Source organism: Yoonia sp. 67-2 (assembly GCF_035117555.1).
In the GTDB taxonomy this organism is placed as follows: domain Bacteria; phylum Pseudomonadota; class Alphaproteobacteria; order Rhodobacterales; family Rhodobacteraceae; genus Yoonia.
This window is the reverse complement of record NZ_JAYKPK010000001.1, coordinates 202,974-218,023: the sequence shown is the minus strand read 5'-3', so window position 1 is coordinate 218,023 and position 15,050 is coordinate 202,974. Positions and strand designations below refer to the sequence as shown.

At 62.0% G+C, this 15,050-nt stretch carries 16 protein-coding genes; 4 read left to right on the top strand and 12 right to left on the bottom strand.

What is annotated here, in order from left to right:
- Window positions 1-5 precede the first annotated feature (5 nt).
- The 11 genes from VOY09_RS01090 to VOY09_RS01040 all read right to left on the bottom strand — a co-directional run bounded on the left by VOY09_RS01090 (window position 6) and on the right by VOY09_RS01040 (window position 10,072).
- Complete coding sequence (locus tag VOY09_RS01090; RefSeq protein ID WP_026352491.1) at window positions 6-536, bottom strand: NuoB/complex I 20 kDa subunit family protein; 531 nt, start codon at window positions 534-536, stop codon at window positions 6-8.
- On the bottom strand, window positions 527-859 hold the full coding sequence (locus VOY09_RS01085) for an NADH-quinone oxidoreductase subunit A (protein WP_416236727.1): 333 nt from the start codon (window positions 857-859) through the stop codon (window positions 527-529). Before VOY09_RS01085 ends, VOY09_RS01090 begins: the two co-directional genes overlap by 10 nt.
- A 152-nt stretch (window positions 860-1,011) precedes the next feature.
- On the bottom strand, window positions 1,012-1,791 hold the full coding sequence (locus VOY09_RS01080) for a crotonase/enoyl-CoA hydratase family protein (protein WP_322892732.1): 780 nt from the start codon (window positions 1,789-1,791) through the stop codon (window positions 1,012-1,014).
- Window positions 1,788-2,645, bottom strand: a complete 858-nt coding sequence (locus VOY09_RS01075) for a hydroxymethylglutaryl-CoA lyase (protein WP_322892733.1) — start codon at window positions 2,643-2,645, stop codon at window positions 1,788-1,790. Before VOY09_RS01075 ends, VOY09_RS01080 begins: the two co-directional genes overlap by 4 nt.
- A 78-nt stretch (window positions 2,646-2,723) precedes the next feature.
- On the bottom strand, window positions 2,724-4,619 hold the full coding sequence (locus tag VOY09_RS01070; protein ID WP_322892734.1) for an acetyl/propionyl/methylcrotonyl-CoA carboxylase subunit alpha: 1,896 nt from the start codon (window positions 4,617-4,619) through the stop codon (window positions 2,724-2,726).
- Window positions 4,619-6,181: a carboxyl transferase domain-containing protein gene (locus VOY09_RS01065; protein ID WP_322892735.1), complete on the bottom strand. Its 1,563-nt coding sequence runs from the start codon at window positions 6,179-6,181 to the stop codon at window positions 4,619-4,621. Before VOY09_RS01065 ends, VOY09_RS01070 begins: the two co-directional genes overlap by 1 nt.
- Window positions 6,178-6,459: a hypothetical protein gene (locus VOY09_RS01060; protein WP_322892736.1), complete on the bottom strand. Its 282-nt coding sequence runs from the start codon at window positions 6,457-6,459 to the stop codon at window positions 6,178-6,180. The genes VOY09_RS01065 and VOY09_RS01060 overlap by 4 nt, the downstream gene beginning before the upstream one ends.
- A gap of 8 nt (window positions 6,460-6,467) precedes the next feature.
- Window positions 6,468-6,947 (bottom strand): lysozyme inhibitor LprI family protein, encoded by a 480-nt coding sequence (locus tag VOY09_RS01055; RefSeq protein WP_322892737.1) that lies wholly within the window; start codon window positions 6,945-6,947, stop codon window positions 6,468-6,470.
- Window positions 6,944-8,107, bottom strand: a complete 1,164-nt coding sequence (locus VOY09_RS01050; protein WP_322892738.1) for an acyl-CoA dehydrogenase family protein — start codon at window positions 8,105-8,107, stop codon at window positions 6,944-6,946. The genes VOY09_RS01055 and VOY09_RS01050 overlap by 4 nt, the downstream gene beginning before the upstream one ends.
- Window positions 8,108-8,174: 67 nt before the next feature.
- Window positions 8,175-9,371, bottom strand: coding sequence for a DegT/DnrJ/EryC1/StrS family aminotransferase (locus VOY09_RS01045; RefSeq protein WP_322892739.1), 1,197 nt, complete (start codon window positions 9,369-9,371; stop codon window positions 8,175-8,177).
- A 38-nt stretch (window positions 9,372-9,409) separates the two neighbouring features.
- On the bottom strand, window positions 9,410-10,072 hold the full coding sequence (locus VOY09_RS01040) for an HAD-IA family hydrolase (RefSeq protein ID WP_322892740.1): 663 nt from the start codon (window positions 10,070-10,072) through the stop codon (window positions 9,410-9,412).
- Between the two features lie 124 nt (window positions 10,073-10,196).
- Between VOY09_RS01040 and glmU the strand changes: the two genes are divergently transcribed.
- Genes glmU through VOY09_RS01020 form a run of 4 tightly spaced genes read left to right on the top strand, consistent with a single transcriptional unit; the run spans window position 10,197 to window position 14,581 of the window.
- A complete protein-coding gene (gene glmU, locus VOY09_RS01035) occupies window positions 10,197-11,540 on the top strand; it encodes a bifunctional UDP-N-acetylglucosamine diphosphorylase/glucosamine-1-phosphate N-acetyltransferase GlmU (RefSeq protein WP_322892741.1) in 1,344 nt (447 codons plus the stop codon).
- Between the two features lies 1 nt (window position 11,541).
- On the top strand, window positions 11,542-13,362 hold the full coding sequence (glmS, locus tag VOY09_RS01030; RefSeq protein WP_322892742.1) for a glutamine--fructose-6-phosphate transaminase (isomerizing): 1,821 nt from the start codon (window positions 11,542-11,544) through the stop codon (window positions 13,360-13,362).
- Window positions 13,362-13,904 carry a pyridoxamine 5'-phosphate oxidase family protein gene (locus tag VOY09_RS01025; RefSeq protein ID WP_322892743.1) on the top strand — a complete coding sequence of 181 codons (543 nt, stop codon included), beginning with the start codon at window positions 13,362-13,364 and terminating at the stop codon, window positions 13,902-13,904. Before glmS ends, VOY09_RS01025 begins: the two co-directional genes overlap by 1 nt.
- On the top strand, window positions 13,901-14,581 hold the full coding sequence (locus VOY09_RS01020) for a DNA alkylation repair protein (RefSeq protein ID WP_322892744.1): 681 nt from the start codon (window positions 13,901-13,903) through the stop codon (window positions 14,579-14,581). The genes VOY09_RS01025 and VOY09_RS01020 overlap by 4 nt, the downstream gene beginning before the upstream one ends.
- Here VOY09_RS01020 and VOY09_RS01015 read toward each other — a convergent pair.
- Window positions 14,578-15,024: a D-galactarate dehydratase gene (locus VOY09_RS01015; protein WP_322892745.1), complete on the bottom strand. Its 447-nt coding sequence runs from the start codon at window positions 15,022-15,024 to the stop codon at window positions 14,578-14,580. The two genes, VOY09_RS01020 and VOY09_RS01015, sit on opposite strands and share 4 nt — an antisense overlap.
- Window positions 15,025-15,050: the final 26 nt, after the last annotated feature.

Genomic DNA, 15,050 nt, shown 5'->3' with positions numbered 1-15,050 from the left:
TTCCTTCAGCGCGTGATCGTGCCGGTGCGGCGCATTTTACGCTGCAATTGCAGGATGCCATACAGCAAAGCCTCTGCCGTGGGCGGGCAGCCGGGGACATAGATATCGACCGGCACGATCCGGTCGCAGCCACGCACCACGGAATAGCTGTAATGGTAATAGCCACCGCCATTGGCGCAGGACCCCATCGAGATCACATAGCGTGGTTCGGGCATCTGGTCATATACCTTGCGCAGGGCCGGTGCCATCTTGTTGGTCAAGGTCCCTGCCACAATCATCAGATCCGATTGGCGCGGGGATGCGCGGGGTGCTGTGCCGAACCGTTCCAGATCATAGCGCGGCATCGAGGTGTGCATCATCTCGACCGCGCAACAGGCCAGACCGAAGGTCATCCAGTGCAAGGACCCGGTGCGCGCCCAGTTGATAATGTCGGCGGTGCTGGTCACAAGGAACCCCTTGTCCTGCAATTCCGCATTCAGCAGCTGCGCGCCATGTTCCTTATCGGCACCCACAGCAGTTCCGGTCATCACTCCCATTCGAGCGCCCCTTTCTTCCATTCATAAGCGAAGCCGATGGTCAGCACGCCCAGAAATACCATCATTGACCAGAAAGCGACCATGCTGATCTCGCCAAAGGCGACGGCCCAAGGGAACAGGAATGCCACCTCAAGGTCAAAGATGATGAACAGGATCGACACCAGATAGAACCGCACATCGAATTTCATCCGCGCATCGTCAAACGCGTTGAACCCGCATTCATAGGCCGAAACCTTTTCCGGATCAGGGTTGCGCACGGCAACAATCGCGGCGGCCAGGATCAGGATCAGGCCCAGCGCGATGGCCAGCCCCAGAAAGATCATGATCGGCAGGTAATTGGACACAAGTTCAGGCAAGATGCGATCCTTTCACAAAGGCGCAGTCGCAAAGCGCCTTTCACTGATTGGCTGATCCATACCCCCGCACCCGGCAAGGGTCAACCAACCGCACAGTCGCAGCCGCGCATTTTGCCACCTTACCTGTCGTCGCGCCAATCGGGTGCGCGTTTGTCGAAAAAGGCCGCAATCCCCGCGCGCGCCTCGTCCCCGTCCCAACAGGCGATCAGCGCATCGATGGATTGCGCAATGTTGGCCTCATCAATCACCGGCCCAAGGCTGCGGACAAAGCGTTTCGCCGCCGCCACCGCCTGCGGCCCGCAAGACAGATAGGGGTCCACTTCGGCGGCGATGGTAGCATCCAGCGCCACAGCCGGGACGGCACGGGCGATCAGATCAAGCGTCACCGCCTCATCTGCCCCAAAAACCCGCGACGACATGAAGATCCGGCGCGCTTTCGCCTCGCCGATCCGGGCGATGACATAGGGGCCGATGGTAGCGGGGATCAGCCCCAGCCGCGTCTCGGTCAGCCCGAAACGCGCGCCCTCAGCCGCAATCGCGATATCACAGACACAGGCCAGCCCCACACCGCCGCCAAACGCATTACCCTGAATGCGCCCGATCAACGGCTGCGGCAGCCTGTTCAGCGCCTGCAGCATCCGCGCGAGCGAGGCTGCCGCGACGCGCTTTTGCGCTGTATCAGCCGCCATCTGATCGCGCATCCAGCCCAGATCACCGCCCGCACAGAATGTCGGGCCATCAGCCGCCAGCACCACCACGCGGATCGCGCCATCCGCCGCAATCCGCGCGGCCATCGCTGTCAGATCATCAATCATCGCCTGTGACAGCGCATTATGCTTGTCCTGCCGCGAAAGGGTCAGTGTCGCCACCCCGCGCGCATCGACATCCAGCGTGATCATCGCATCCCCTTTGCCATTTCGGCGGCCTGCGCAATGATCGCAGGATCAACCCCGGTGGTGAAGCCCTCTGCCTGCAACATGGCCAGCACCCGTTCCGTCGCGACATTGCCTGGCGCACCCGGCGCATAGGGGCAACCGCCCAAACCGCCCACGGCGCTGTCAAAGGCACGCAACCCCTTGTCCAGTGCCACCGCGATATTGGCCAAAGCCTGTCCGCCGGTATCATGAAAATGCCCGGCCAGATCGGCGGCAGGCGCAACATCCAGCACTGCATCCAGCATCGCTGCGACCGTGGCGGGCCTGCCCGCGCCGATGGTATCACCCAAGGACAATGGCATCGGCGCCAGCGCGCGCAACATTTGCGCCACCTGCGCGACAGCCGCGGGTTTGACCGGCCCGTCAAAGGGGCAATCGGTGACACAAGAGATATAACCGCGCAACCCAATGCCCGCCGCCCGCGCCGCTGTGACAACGGGCACCAGCCTGTCCACGGAGTCCTTCACCGAACAATTCAGATTGGCCTGTGAAAACCCCTCTGATGCCGCAACGAACACCGCGACCTCATAGGTGACCCCCAGCACACGGGCGGTCATGAACCCGTCCCAGCCGCGCATATTGGGCACCAACACCGCATAGCGGACCCCCGGCACCGGCATGATCTGCGCCAGAACATCCGGCGTATCGGCCATCTGCGGCACCCATTTCGGGCTAACAAAACTGCCGATCTCGATATCGCGCAGCCCCGACCGGCCGAGCAGATCTATCAGCGCGACTTTCTCCGCGACCGGAATAACACGCTTTTCGTTCTGCAAACCGTCGCGCGGGCCAACCTCATGCAACCTCACAAAATCCATCGCACCCCCCATCGTCCGAGCATAAATATCCCGGGGGAGTCCCGGATGAAATCCGGGGCGGGGGCAGCGCCCCCAGCCTCAGCCCGGGGCAAGGGCCACCATCAGATCCCCTGCCCGGACCTGATCTCCCGCTGCCACAGCCACATTGGCGACCACCCCATCGCGGGGTGCGCGCAGCACATGTTCCATCTTCATCGCCTCCAGCACGATCATCCGGTCGCCCTGTGCCACATGATCACCCACAGCGACCACCACATCACGCACCAGCCCCGGCATCGGGGCCATGACGGTATCGCCGCCCGCGATATCGGACGCCCGGTCGAGCGGATCAACAATGCGGAACGTCACATCCTGCGCCCCGAACACAGTCACACGGTTGCCATGACGCAAAGCACGCTGCCCCCAATCCTCGCCAAGGCGGCGCAAACCGACACCATCCGCCGTCACATGATCCGGCCCATGCAGCTGCAAGGTCACATCCCGTACGTCGTCACCCAATGACAGCGTGATCACCCGGTTCAATGGCGCCCATAGGGTAAACCCCGTCAGCGGCCCGTCCGGCAGATCCGCAGCGACCACCGCAGCAACAGCCCAATCGCGCGGCTGCGGCAGCACCGGCTGACATAAACTGTCCTGCCCGCGCGCGATCAGCCCGGTATCGACATCGCCCGCGCTGAAATCCGCATCCCGCGCCAGCAGCCGCAGGAACCCCAGATTGGTCACCGTCCCCGCGACCTCGGTCGTATCAAGTGCTGCACGCAATTTGCGCAAGGCGCTGGCGCGATCCGGCCCATGCACGGTGAGCTTGGCGATCATCGGATCATACCAGGGCGAAATCTCTGACCCCGGCCCGACACCGCTGTCGATCCGCGCATCCAGCGGAAAGGCCAGATGGTCCAGCACGCCGGTCGCAGGCAGAAACCCTGCGGGCACGTCCTCGGCATAAAGCCGCGCCTCGAAAGCATGACCATTGATCGCGAGATCCGCCTGCCGCAAAGGCAAGGGTTCCCCCGCCGCAACACGCAATTGCCATTCCACCAGATCGACGCCGGTGATGGCCTCGGTCACCGGATGTTCGACCTGCAGCCTTGTGTTCATCTCCATGAACCAGAACCCGTCCGGCCGCAGCCCGCCCGCGCCATCGACGATGAATTCAATCGTGCCCGCCCCGTCATAGCCGATGGCCTTGGCCGCCGTCACCGCCGCCTGCCCCATGGCGGCGCGGAGTTCGGCGGTCATGCCGGGCGCTGGCGCTTCCTCGATCACCTTCTGGTGGCGGCGTTGCAGCGAACAATCGCGCTCGAACAGATGCACGGCGTCCTTGCCATCACCAAAGACCTGCACTTCGATATGGCGCGGATGGGTGATGTATTTCTCAATCAACACAGCCGGATTGCCAAAAGCCGTCCGCGCCTCTGCCTGTGCAGAGGCGAGGTGTTCGGCAAAATCACACGGGTCCTCGACCAAGCGCATCCCCTTGCCACCGCCACCCGCGACGGCCTTGATCAGCACCGGATAGCCGATCTCCTGCGCCTGCTGCGCCAGATAGGCCGTGTCCTGATTGTCGCCATGATACCCCGGCACGACCGGCACACCGGCCTTGATCATCAGCGCCTTGGCCGCATCTTTCAGCCCCATCGCCCGGATCGCCTTTGCGGAAGGGCCGATGAACACCAGCCCCGCCTGCGTCACCTGATCGACAAAATCAGGATTTTCCGACAAGAACCCATAGCCCGGATGAATGGCCTGCGCGCCGGTCTCCAACGCTGCCTGAATGATCAGATCGCCGCGCAGATAGCTGTCGGCGACGGGCGCAGGGCCTAGCCTGACCGCCTGATCCGCCTGTTGCACATGCAGCGCGCCTGCATCGGCATCGGAATAGACCGCCACCGTGCGGACGCCCATGGCGCGGGCGGTGCGGATGATCCGGCAGGCAATCTCGCCCCGGTTGGCGATGAGGATTTTATCAAACATCACATCCGGAACACGCCGAAACGTGTCTCCTCTATCGGAGCATTACAGGCCGCCGCCAGTGACAGGGCCAGGACTTCGCGGCTTTTGCGCGGGTCGATCACGCCGTCATCCCAGAGCCGGGCAGAGGCGTAGAGCGGATGGGATTGTTCCACGAACATATCAATCGTGGGCTGTTTGAAGGCGGCTTCTTCCTCGGCTGACCATGCGCCACCTTTGCGTTCAATCGCATCGCGTTTGACGCTGGCCAGCACGCCTGCGGCCTGTTCGCCGCCCATGACGCTGATCCGTGACGTGGGCCATGACCACATGAAATGCGGGCTATAGGCGCGGCCTGCCATGCCGTAATTGCCGGCACCAAAGGACCCGCCGACGACCATCGTGATTTTCGGCACTTTCGTTGTCGCCACGGCTGTTACCATCTTGGCGCCGTGCCGTGCGATGCCTTCGTTTTCATATTTCTGGCCGACCATGAAACCAGTGATGTTCTGCATAAAGATCAGCGGAATCATGCGTTGGCTGCATAATTCCACGAAATGCGCGCCTTTCTGGGCGCTCTCGGAAAACAACACGCCGTTGTTTGCCACGATCCCGCAAGGCCAGCCGTCGATATGGGCGAAACCTGTCACCAGGGTCTCCCCAAACCGCGCCTTGAATTCATCAAAGCGGGACCCGTCCACGATCCGCCGGATCACCTCTCGGATGTCGTAAGGCCTGCGCAGATCGGCGGGGATTGCATCGAAGATGCTCGCCGGATCAAGTGCCGGAGGTTTGGACGGTAAGCGTTTGACATTTATCACATTTTGTACCGAACATGAGGCGACCGCCTGCCGCGCCAAAGCCAAAGCATGGGCATCATCCTCGGCCAGATAATCCGCCACGCCGGACAGGCGGGTGTGGACATCGCCGCCGCCTAGAGCCTCGGCACTGACCACTTCGCCCGTCGCGGCCTTGACCAAGGGTGGGCCGGCCAGAAAGATCGTGCCTTGGTCGCGCACGATGATCGAGACATCAGCCATCGCGGGAACGTATGCCCCGCCTGCGGTGCAGGACCCCATCACCACCGCGATCTGCGGAATGCCCAGCGCGGACATCTGCGCCTGATTGTAGAATATCCGCCCGAAATGGTCGCGGTCGGGGAACACCTCATCCTGATTGGGCAGGTTCGCGCCGCCGCTATCGACCAGATAGACGCAAGGCAAATGGCAGGCCTGTGCAATCTCCTGCGCGCGCAGGTGTTTCTTGACGGTCATCGGGTAATAGGTGCCGCCCTTCACGGTGGCGTCGTTGCAGATCACCATGACCTGCGTGCCATGCACCTGCCCGATACCCGCGATCACGCCAGCACAGGGGGCCGCCCCGTCATATAGCCCATGTGCCGCAGTCGCGCCGATTTCCAGAAATGGGCTGCCGGGGTCGAGCAATCCGGCCACCCTATCGCGCGGCAGCATCTTGCCCCGGCTGATATGCCTTTCCCGCGCGACGTGTCCGCCGCCAAGCGCTGCGGTGGCGGCGGCTGCGGCCACCTGCGCCAGGGCGGCTTCATGCAAAGCACGGTCGCTCATGTCGCGGGTCCTTGTGGTTGCGGCATGGCTTCGCCGCGCGGGCCTGCGTAGAAGGTTGTCGTCAAGCCGTCAGGATGGGCGCAATTGATCACCAGCCGCACGGCAGGGTCAGGATGGGTCGTCGCGACGCAATCGGTCAGCGCCGCGCCATCGCCCGCCATGGCCACATAAGTCGCGGCATAGCGGGCGATGATCTCGGTCTCGCTGGGCATCTGGCCCATGCGATAGCCGATGATCCCTGCGACCACGACCAGCCCCGCGAAGGGGATGAAGAACATCCAGCGTCTCATGGCTGAGCGTGGTAATCGCGCAGGGCGAAGGTCTGGGTGGCGGTCATCTGTAGCAGGCAATCCGCGCCTGCGATCTGGCGCAGGGAGCCTGCACCCCAAAGGCCATATTGCATTGCGCAATTGGCATCGCGAAAGGCGATCCAGGCGCGTTGGGCATTTTGCACCTGATCCGCGCGGATCGCAAATTCCGGGAAATCCGCCTGATCCGCAGCATCCAATGCCTGCGCATGCGCGCGGGCCTTGGCATATTCGGCGTTCAGCATGCCGTCCCACGCCTGATTTTCAGCCATCAGGCAGGTCATCATGCCGAATGTTGTCTCACCCTCCGCCTCATCTTCCATGCACATCGCGGCGGCCGCACCGATGCAATCTTTCTCATCGCTGGCAAAACACGCCGCGACCATCGGCGCATAAAGCCAGTCGTCCTGCGCGACAGCGACATCGGGCAGCAACAGCAAGGCCAGAGCAATCCTCATCCCATCGCGCTCATCAATTCGCGGCCGACCAGCATGCGGCGAATCTCTGACGTGCCTGCGCCGATCTCCATAAGCTTGGCATCACGGAACAAGCGCGCGACGGGGGCGTCATTCAGGAACCCGGCCCCGCCCATGGCCTGGACGGCTTGGTGAGCCTGTTTCATCGCCTCCTCAGACGCATAAAGACAGCAGGCAGCGGCGTCCTGGCGGGTTACCGTGCCCTTGTCGCAGGATTGCGCCACGGCATAGACATAGGCGCGGGCGGAATTCATCGCGGTATACATATCCGCGATCTTGCCCTGCATCAGTTGGAAATTGCCGATAGGCTGGCCGAATTGCTTGCGGGATGCCAGATACGGCATAATCTCATCCAGACAGGCGGCCATGATCCCCAGCCCGATGCCCGCCAGCACGACGCGTTCGTAATCAAGGCCGGACATGAGGACACGCACACCGCGCCCTTCCTCGCCCAGCACATTCTCAAACGGCACGGCAACATCGTCAAAGATCAGCTCAGCGGTGTTCGAACCCCGCATGCCGAGCTTGTCGAAATGGGGCGAGGTGCTGAACCCTGTCATGGTCTTTTCCACCAGAAAGGCGGTGATGCCTTTGGACCCGGCATCGGGGTCCGTCTTGGCATAGACTACCAGAGTATCGGCATCCGGCCCGTTGGTGATCCAGTATTTATGGCCGTTCAGCCGGTAATGATCATTGCGCTTTTCCGCGCGCAGGGACATCGACACGACATCAGACCCAGCGCCCGCTTCGGACATCGCAAGCGCACCCACATGCGCGCCCGAGATCAGGCCGGGCAGGTAGTTCGTCTTTTGCGCCTCGGTCCCGTTCAGCTTGATCTGATTGACGCAGAGGTTGGAATGCGCGCCATAGGACAGACTGACCGATGCAGAGGCGCGGGCGATTTCCTCGATCGCGACGGTATGCGCCAGATAGGTCATGCCTGCGCCGCCATAGGCCTCGTCCACGGTCACGCCCAGCAACCCCAGATCGCCCATTTCGCGCCAGAGTTCGGCAGGAAAGACATTGTCGCGGTCAATCGCGGCGGCCATCGGTTTGACGCGGGACTGCGCCCAGTCATGCACCATCTCGCGTAGCGCGTTCACATCCTCGCCCAGATCAAATGCCATTGATGCGTGGAACATGGCTGTCTCCCCCCAGCTTAATTGAACGCTTGTTCAGTTGTAGTCATGGCGGTGCCATCCTGTCGAGTCATTTCTGCGCCTGATAAACCGCGCTGACCTCGGCCCGGATGATCCGGGCGATCAGGGCGCAATCCTCCAGCGAAAAGGTCAGTGGCAGTCGCATATCGATGATCCCGGCCAGCACCCGGTCAGTCGCGGGCATGGGCGCGCTGGGGGCGTAATGCCAGCTGTCATAGCGCGAGGTGAAGCCGACAGGGTCCTTGCGACCGAACCATTTCAACTCCACCCCGCGCGCGGCGCAGCGGGCAAGGACCTGTTCGATCGCGTCAGTCTCCCAATCCAGCAGCAGAAACTGGAAGGATGACGCGACAAAGCCTTCCCTTGCATCCCGTGCCACCAATTGCAGGCCGGGCGTCTCGGCCAAGCCATCCTGCAACACCCCGTAGCGTGCGTTCCAACGCACGGCCTGCTGCGGCAAATCCCGCAATTGCGGCCGCAGGATCGCGGCGCGCAGGTTGTCCATCCGGGAGGAGATATTGGGCGTCTCGTATCTGATCTGCGCGAAAACTTCGGGCGGGGGTGCGGCGCGATGGCTGGTATAGAGCATATAGCTGCCCGACAGCATGATCGCGCGCGCCATGGCTTCGGCATCGTCGCTGATCAGCAGGCCACCTTCGCCGGAATTGATATGTTTATAGGTCTGGGTGGAGAAACACCCAAACCGACCAAAGCGCCCGGTTGGGATATTATCCCAAGATGCACCCATTGTATGGGCACAATCCTCGATAATCGTGACATTTGCGGGATCACATAGCGCGCGCAGCTTTGCCATGTCACAGATATGGCCGCGCATATGCGACAACAGCAGGACCTTTGCCTGATCCAGCTTGGCGGCCAGATCATCCAGATCAATCACGAGGTCCTCGGTCGTACCAACAAACACCGGCACGCCGCCCACAGCCGCAATCGCCCCCGGCACCGGGGCCAGTGTAAACGCATTGGTCAGCACCTTGTCGCCATGTTTGACGCCACAGGCACGCAAGGCGGTGGTCATCGCCGACCCGCCAGAGGCCACGGCGAGGCAATATTTTGCACCTGTGCTTGCAGCGAATTCCTGCTCCAGCAGCACAGCCTCGGCCACTTCACCCGCCACGGTATTGTAGCGGTGCAAGCGCCCGTGCTGCATCACCGCATTGGCGGCGGCGATCCCGCCGGCGGGAATCGGTTCTTGCTGGGTGAAACTGCCGGTGAAAATCTCTGTCATGCGGCGGTAGTTGGCGCATGACCCGGCAGGGTCAATGCCTATCCGATCAGACGCGTGACAACTGCAGGCAATTCGTCGAAACGGTCAATCGTGGCATCGGCCTGCAGGGTCAGCACCTCATCCCGGCCCGGCCCGAAAGTGACCAGCACCGATGGCACCCCGGCGTTGCGCGCAGTGTCGCGGTCGGTCACCGTATCGCCCACCAACAAGGATTGCGCGGGATCGCCCCCGGCGCGGCGCACCGCCTCGAAATGGTGGTTGGCATGGGGTTTGCGCATCGGCAAAGTATCCGCGCCGATCATCGACCCGAAGGCGTCGCGCACACCAAGGCTGCGCAGCAAAGCCTCGGCCAAAGCCTCGGGTTTGTTGGTGGCGATGCCGACGGCATAGCCGGTGGATTTCAACAGCTCCACCGCCTCCATCGCGCCGGGGTAAAGCGTGGTATGGGTGGCGATCGCTTCGCCATAGGCGGCCAGAAGAACGGGATATTGTGCGTCCACCAGCGTCTCATCCACCTCGCCCAAGCGAGAGAACCCAAGCCGCAGCATCGCACGCGCGCCGGTCAGCGCGACCGCCGCGTCATCGGCATGGATCAGCAGATCGCCATGGCCCAGCCCGCGAAAACAATGGTTGGCGGCGGCAATCAGATCGCCGCTGGTGTCAGCAAGCGTACCATCAAGGTCGAAAATCACAGTGCGCATAGGTCGTCTTTCATGGGTCATGTTTCGCCCATCTGTAACGCGCTGTAAACTGATGTGAAGCCCCTGCCCTTGTGATAATCCAAAAGGCCGGTAGAAGTCGTCACAAATAAAAATCGGGACAGATATGACAATTGCATTGATTATCCTTGGCGCGGGCCTTGGCACACGGATGAATTCGGACCTGCCAAAAGTGTTGCACCAGATCGCCGGTGCGCCGATGCTGGTCCATGCGATACAGGCCGGGCAGTCGCTGGACCCGGCGCGCTGTGTCATCGTGGCGGGCTATGAGGCGGCTCAGGTCGAAAAAGCCGCGCTTGCTTATGACCCTGATGTCAGGGTCGTGGTGCAGGATCAGCAACTGGGCACCGCCCATGCGGTGGCGCAGGCGAAGGAAACGCTGGCCGATTTCGACGGTGACGCGCTGGTGCTGTATGGCGACACACCATTCATCCGGCCCGATACGCTGGCCGCAATGGTCGAGGCGCGGCAGACCCATGATATCGTCGTGCTGGGCTTCACGGCAGAGGATCCGGCGCGCTATGGCCGTCTGGTGATGCAGGGCGATGCGCTGGACCGGATTGTTGAGTTCAAGGATGCGACGGAAGAAGAACGTGCCATCACGCTCTGCAATTCCGGGGTGATTGCGGCAGACCGCGCGACTTTGTTCGATCTGATCGCCGCCGTGGGCAATGACAATGCGGCGGGCGAATATTACCTGACCGATATCGTCGGCCTCGCCCGTGCGCGCGGCCTGTCCGCCACGGTGGTGGAATGTGCCGAAGCCGAAACCATGGGCATCAATTCGCGCTTTGAACTGGCACAGGCCGAGGCCGTGTTCCAGAACATGGCCCGGATGACAGCACTAGAGGATGGCGTGACCCTGACCGCGCCAGAGACCGTCTATTTCGCCTATGACACAGTGATCGGGCGCGATGCTTTGATCGAACCCAATGTGGTCTTCGGCCCCGGCGTGACCGTCGAATCCGGTGCCACGATCCGCGCCTTTTCGCATCTGGAAGGCTGCCATGTGTCGCGCGGCGCGGTGGTGGGCCCCTATGCCCGCCTGCGCCCCGGCGCGGAACTGGCCGAAAACACCCGCATCGGCAATTTTGTCGAGATCAAGAATGCCGTGATCAGCGAAGGCGCGAAGGTGAACCACCTGTCCTATATCGGTGACGCCGATGTCGGCCCGCGCAGCAATATCGGCGCAGGCACGGTGACATGCAATTATGACGGGGTATTCAAACATCACACCAGTATCGGTGCGGATGTCTTCATCGGGTCGAATACGATGCTGGTCGCCCCCGTCAAGATCGGCAATGAGGCGATGACCGCCAGCGGATCGGTGATCACCGGCGATGTGCCTGCCGGCGATATGGCCGTCGCACGCGCGCGGCAGGAAAATAAAGCAGGATTTGCGGTGCGTCTGTTCGACAAACTGCGGGCGCAAAAAGCGAAGGGCCATTAAGATGTGCGGGATTATCGGCGTATTGGGCAATCACGAAGCCGCCCCTCTTTTGGTCGAGGCGCTCAAACGCCTTGAATATCGCGGCTATGACAGCGCCGGGATTGCCACGATCAACGGCGATGTGCTGGACCGCCGCCGTGCCGTGGGCAAGCTGGTGAATTTGCAGGACCTGCTGGTGCATGACCCGCTGGCGGGCAAGGCGGGCATCGGCCATACCCGCTGGGCCACCCATGGCGTGCCAAACGCTGGCAATGCGCATCCGCATCAGGCAGGCCGCGTGGCGGTGGTGCATAACGGCATCATCGAGAATTTCCGCGAACTCCGCGCCGAACTCGCCGCCCTCGGCATCCCGCATGAGACGGATACCGATACCGAAACCGTCGCCTTGCTGGCCAATCATCTGCTGGGTCAGGGCCTGTCGCCCCGCGATGCGGCCGAGGCGACGATTGCCAAGCTGCACGGGGCCTATGCGCTTTGTTTTCTGTTTGAAGGCGAAGATGATCTGCTGATCGCCGCGCGCAAAGGCTCGCCTTTGGCGGTCGGGCATGGCGATGGTGAAATGTTCGTGGGGTCCGATGCCATTGCGCTGGCCCCGATGACCGACCAGATCACCTATCTGGACGAAGGCGATTGGGCGGTGATCACCCGCAATTCGCTGGAAATCCGCGATGCCTATGGCAATCTAGCAAACCGCGAGATGCGGATCATCCATATCGATCAGGCGCAGGTCGATAAGGGCGGCTATAAACATTTCATGGCCAAGGAAATCGCCGAACAGCCGCAGGTTTTGCAAGGCGCTTTGAACCATTACATCAATGCCGATGCGACGGCGATCACCATGCCCGATGGGCTGGATTTCACCCAGATCCAGCGCCTGACCATGGTCGCCTGCGGCACGGCGTTCTATGCCTGTATGGTCGCGAAATACTGGTTTGAACAGATCGCCGGGCTGCCGGTGGAAATCGATGTGGCCTCTGAATTCCGTTACCGCGAACCGCCGGTGACGGACGGGACCGTCGCGGTCTTTGTCAGCCAATCGGGCGAGACGGCGGATACTTTGGCAGCACTTCGCTATATGCAGGGCAAGGCCGCGCAGATTGTCGCTGTCGTGAATGTCCCCGAAAGCAGCATTGCGCGCGAAAGTGATATCGTGCTGCCGATCATGGCGGGTGTGGAGATCGGCGTCGCCTCGACCAAGGCGTTTACCTGTCAGCTGACCACGCTGGCAGTGATGGTTCTACAAGCTGCGCATCACCGCGGGCGCATGGGTGATGCCGAACTGGCCGAAAAGCTGGCCGCCTTGCGCGGTCTGCCGGGGCTGATGAATACGGCCTTGGGGATCGAAGACCGCTCCGTCGCGCTGTCGCGGCTTTTGGCCGAGGCGCGCGATATCCTGTTTCTTGGGCGCGGGGCGATGTATCCCCTGGCCTTGGAAGGTGCGTTGAAACTCAAGGAAATCAGTTACATCCATGCTGAAGCTTATGCATCTGGTGAACTGAAACATGGCCCCATTGCGCTGGTGGATAAACACGTGCCGGTCATCGTCATGGCGCCGCGCGATGCCTTGTTCGAAAAGACGATATCGAACATGCAGGAGGTCATGGCGCGCGGCGGCAAGGTGCTGCTGATCACCGACAGCCAAGGCGCGGTCGAGGCGGGCGATGGTGTCTGGCAGAGCTTGCTGATGCCAGCGGTGGACCCGTTCCTTGCGCCGATCCTTTACGCCTTGCCTGCGCAATTGCTGGCCTATCACACGGCGGTCGCGAAAGGCACCGATGTGGATCAGCCCCGCAACCTCGCAAAATCGGTGACGGTCGAATAATGGGCAAGCAATTCGCGGAATTATCCGAGGCGCATCAGGCGTTCATCGCCGCCCAGCCGATGTTTTTCACCGGCACGGCGGCGCGGGGTGGCAAGGTCAATATCTCGCCCAAAGGGATGGATTGCCTGCGCGTGCTGGATGCGACCACCATCGCCTATGTCAACGCGACCGGCAGCGGCAATGAGACGGCAGGCCATCTGCTGGATCATCCGCGCATGACGCTGATGTGGTGCAGTTTCGACAAAAAGCCGCAGATCCTGCGGACCTATGGCACTGCCCGCGCGATCCATCCGCGCGATGCGGATTGGGCGCGTCTGGCTGCACAATTGCCCGATGTGCCGGGCGCGCGGCAGATCTATGTGCAAAAGATCGACATGGTGCAAACCTCCTGCGGCTATGCCGTGCCTTTCATGGAACTGGTGGGCGAACGCGACACTTTGCGCCACTGGACCGCCGACAAAGGACCGGACGGTGTCGCCACATATTGGAAAGACCGCAACCAGACGACATTGGACGGCTTGCCGACAAAGGTGATCGGATGAACCCGACGGCGGCGATTGCCGCTTTGCAGGCCGCAGGTGATCCGGCGAAAGCCGCTGAGATGGCGCGCTATCACAAGGTGGATCGGCCCTATCTCGGCGTGTCAAACCCGGCGCTGGATGCTTTCGTCGCTGATTGGCGCGCGGCGGTGGATCTGGACGCACGGCTGACACTGGCCGCAGGCCTTTGGGACAGCAATATCCACGAGGCGCGGGTCGCTGCGGCAAAACTGCTGACGCAAGCGCGGATCAGGCCCGATGATACTGCCGCATGGGACCTGATCGCATCCTGGGTGCCGCAATTCGACGCCTGGGCGATTGCGGATACGGTCAGCATCGCGGGGCAGAAACGGCTGGTGGCCGAGCCATCCCGCCTTGAGACTGTCGTAGGCTGGACGACGTCAGATCATATGTGGAGCAGGCGCGCCGCGCTGGTGATGACCCTGCCCTGGACCAAACAGAACCACCCCAAAGACGCCGATCTCGCGATCCGTGACCGGGTGCTTGGCTGGGCGGCGCTTTATGTGCGCGACCGTGACTGGTTCATCCAGAAAGCCATCGGCTGGTGGCTGCGCGAATTGTCCAAACATGATGCCGACCGTGTCCGCGCCTTTCTGGCCGCATATGGCGACCAGATGAAACCATTCGCCGCGAAAGAAGCGGCGCGCAGATTGCCCTAGCGCAGCACGGTCAGCTCCACGATTCCGGCCAATGGCGCCTCAAGCAACCGCATCGCCGCAAGGCTGACCTGGCTGCCCGATCCTGCCGCCCCGCCAGAGGGGCGCAATTCGACATTGATCGTCTTGCTTTGATAGCGGATGCGGCCTTGGGTCACCTCGGACACCAGCGGCGTTTTCAGCCAGATGCCGGGTTCGGTCGGTGACCCCAGCGTGGCAATCGTGCGCCCCAGTTCGGCGCCAGCCGCCGCGACTTGCGTCGCTGCCTGCCGTTCGGCGGCAGAGGTCGTGTCGAACTGATCCACCGTCCGCGCAGAGCTTGGCGGCGGCGGCGGTAACGTCATCGCCGGGATCAATGTTGTTGGCGCTTCAGGGGTGACAACCTGGGCTTCGGGCAGGTCGCAAGCGGCAAGGGCCACGAATGGCAGGATCAAAAATCTATTCATAACTGCACATTATTGTGCGGCCCGCG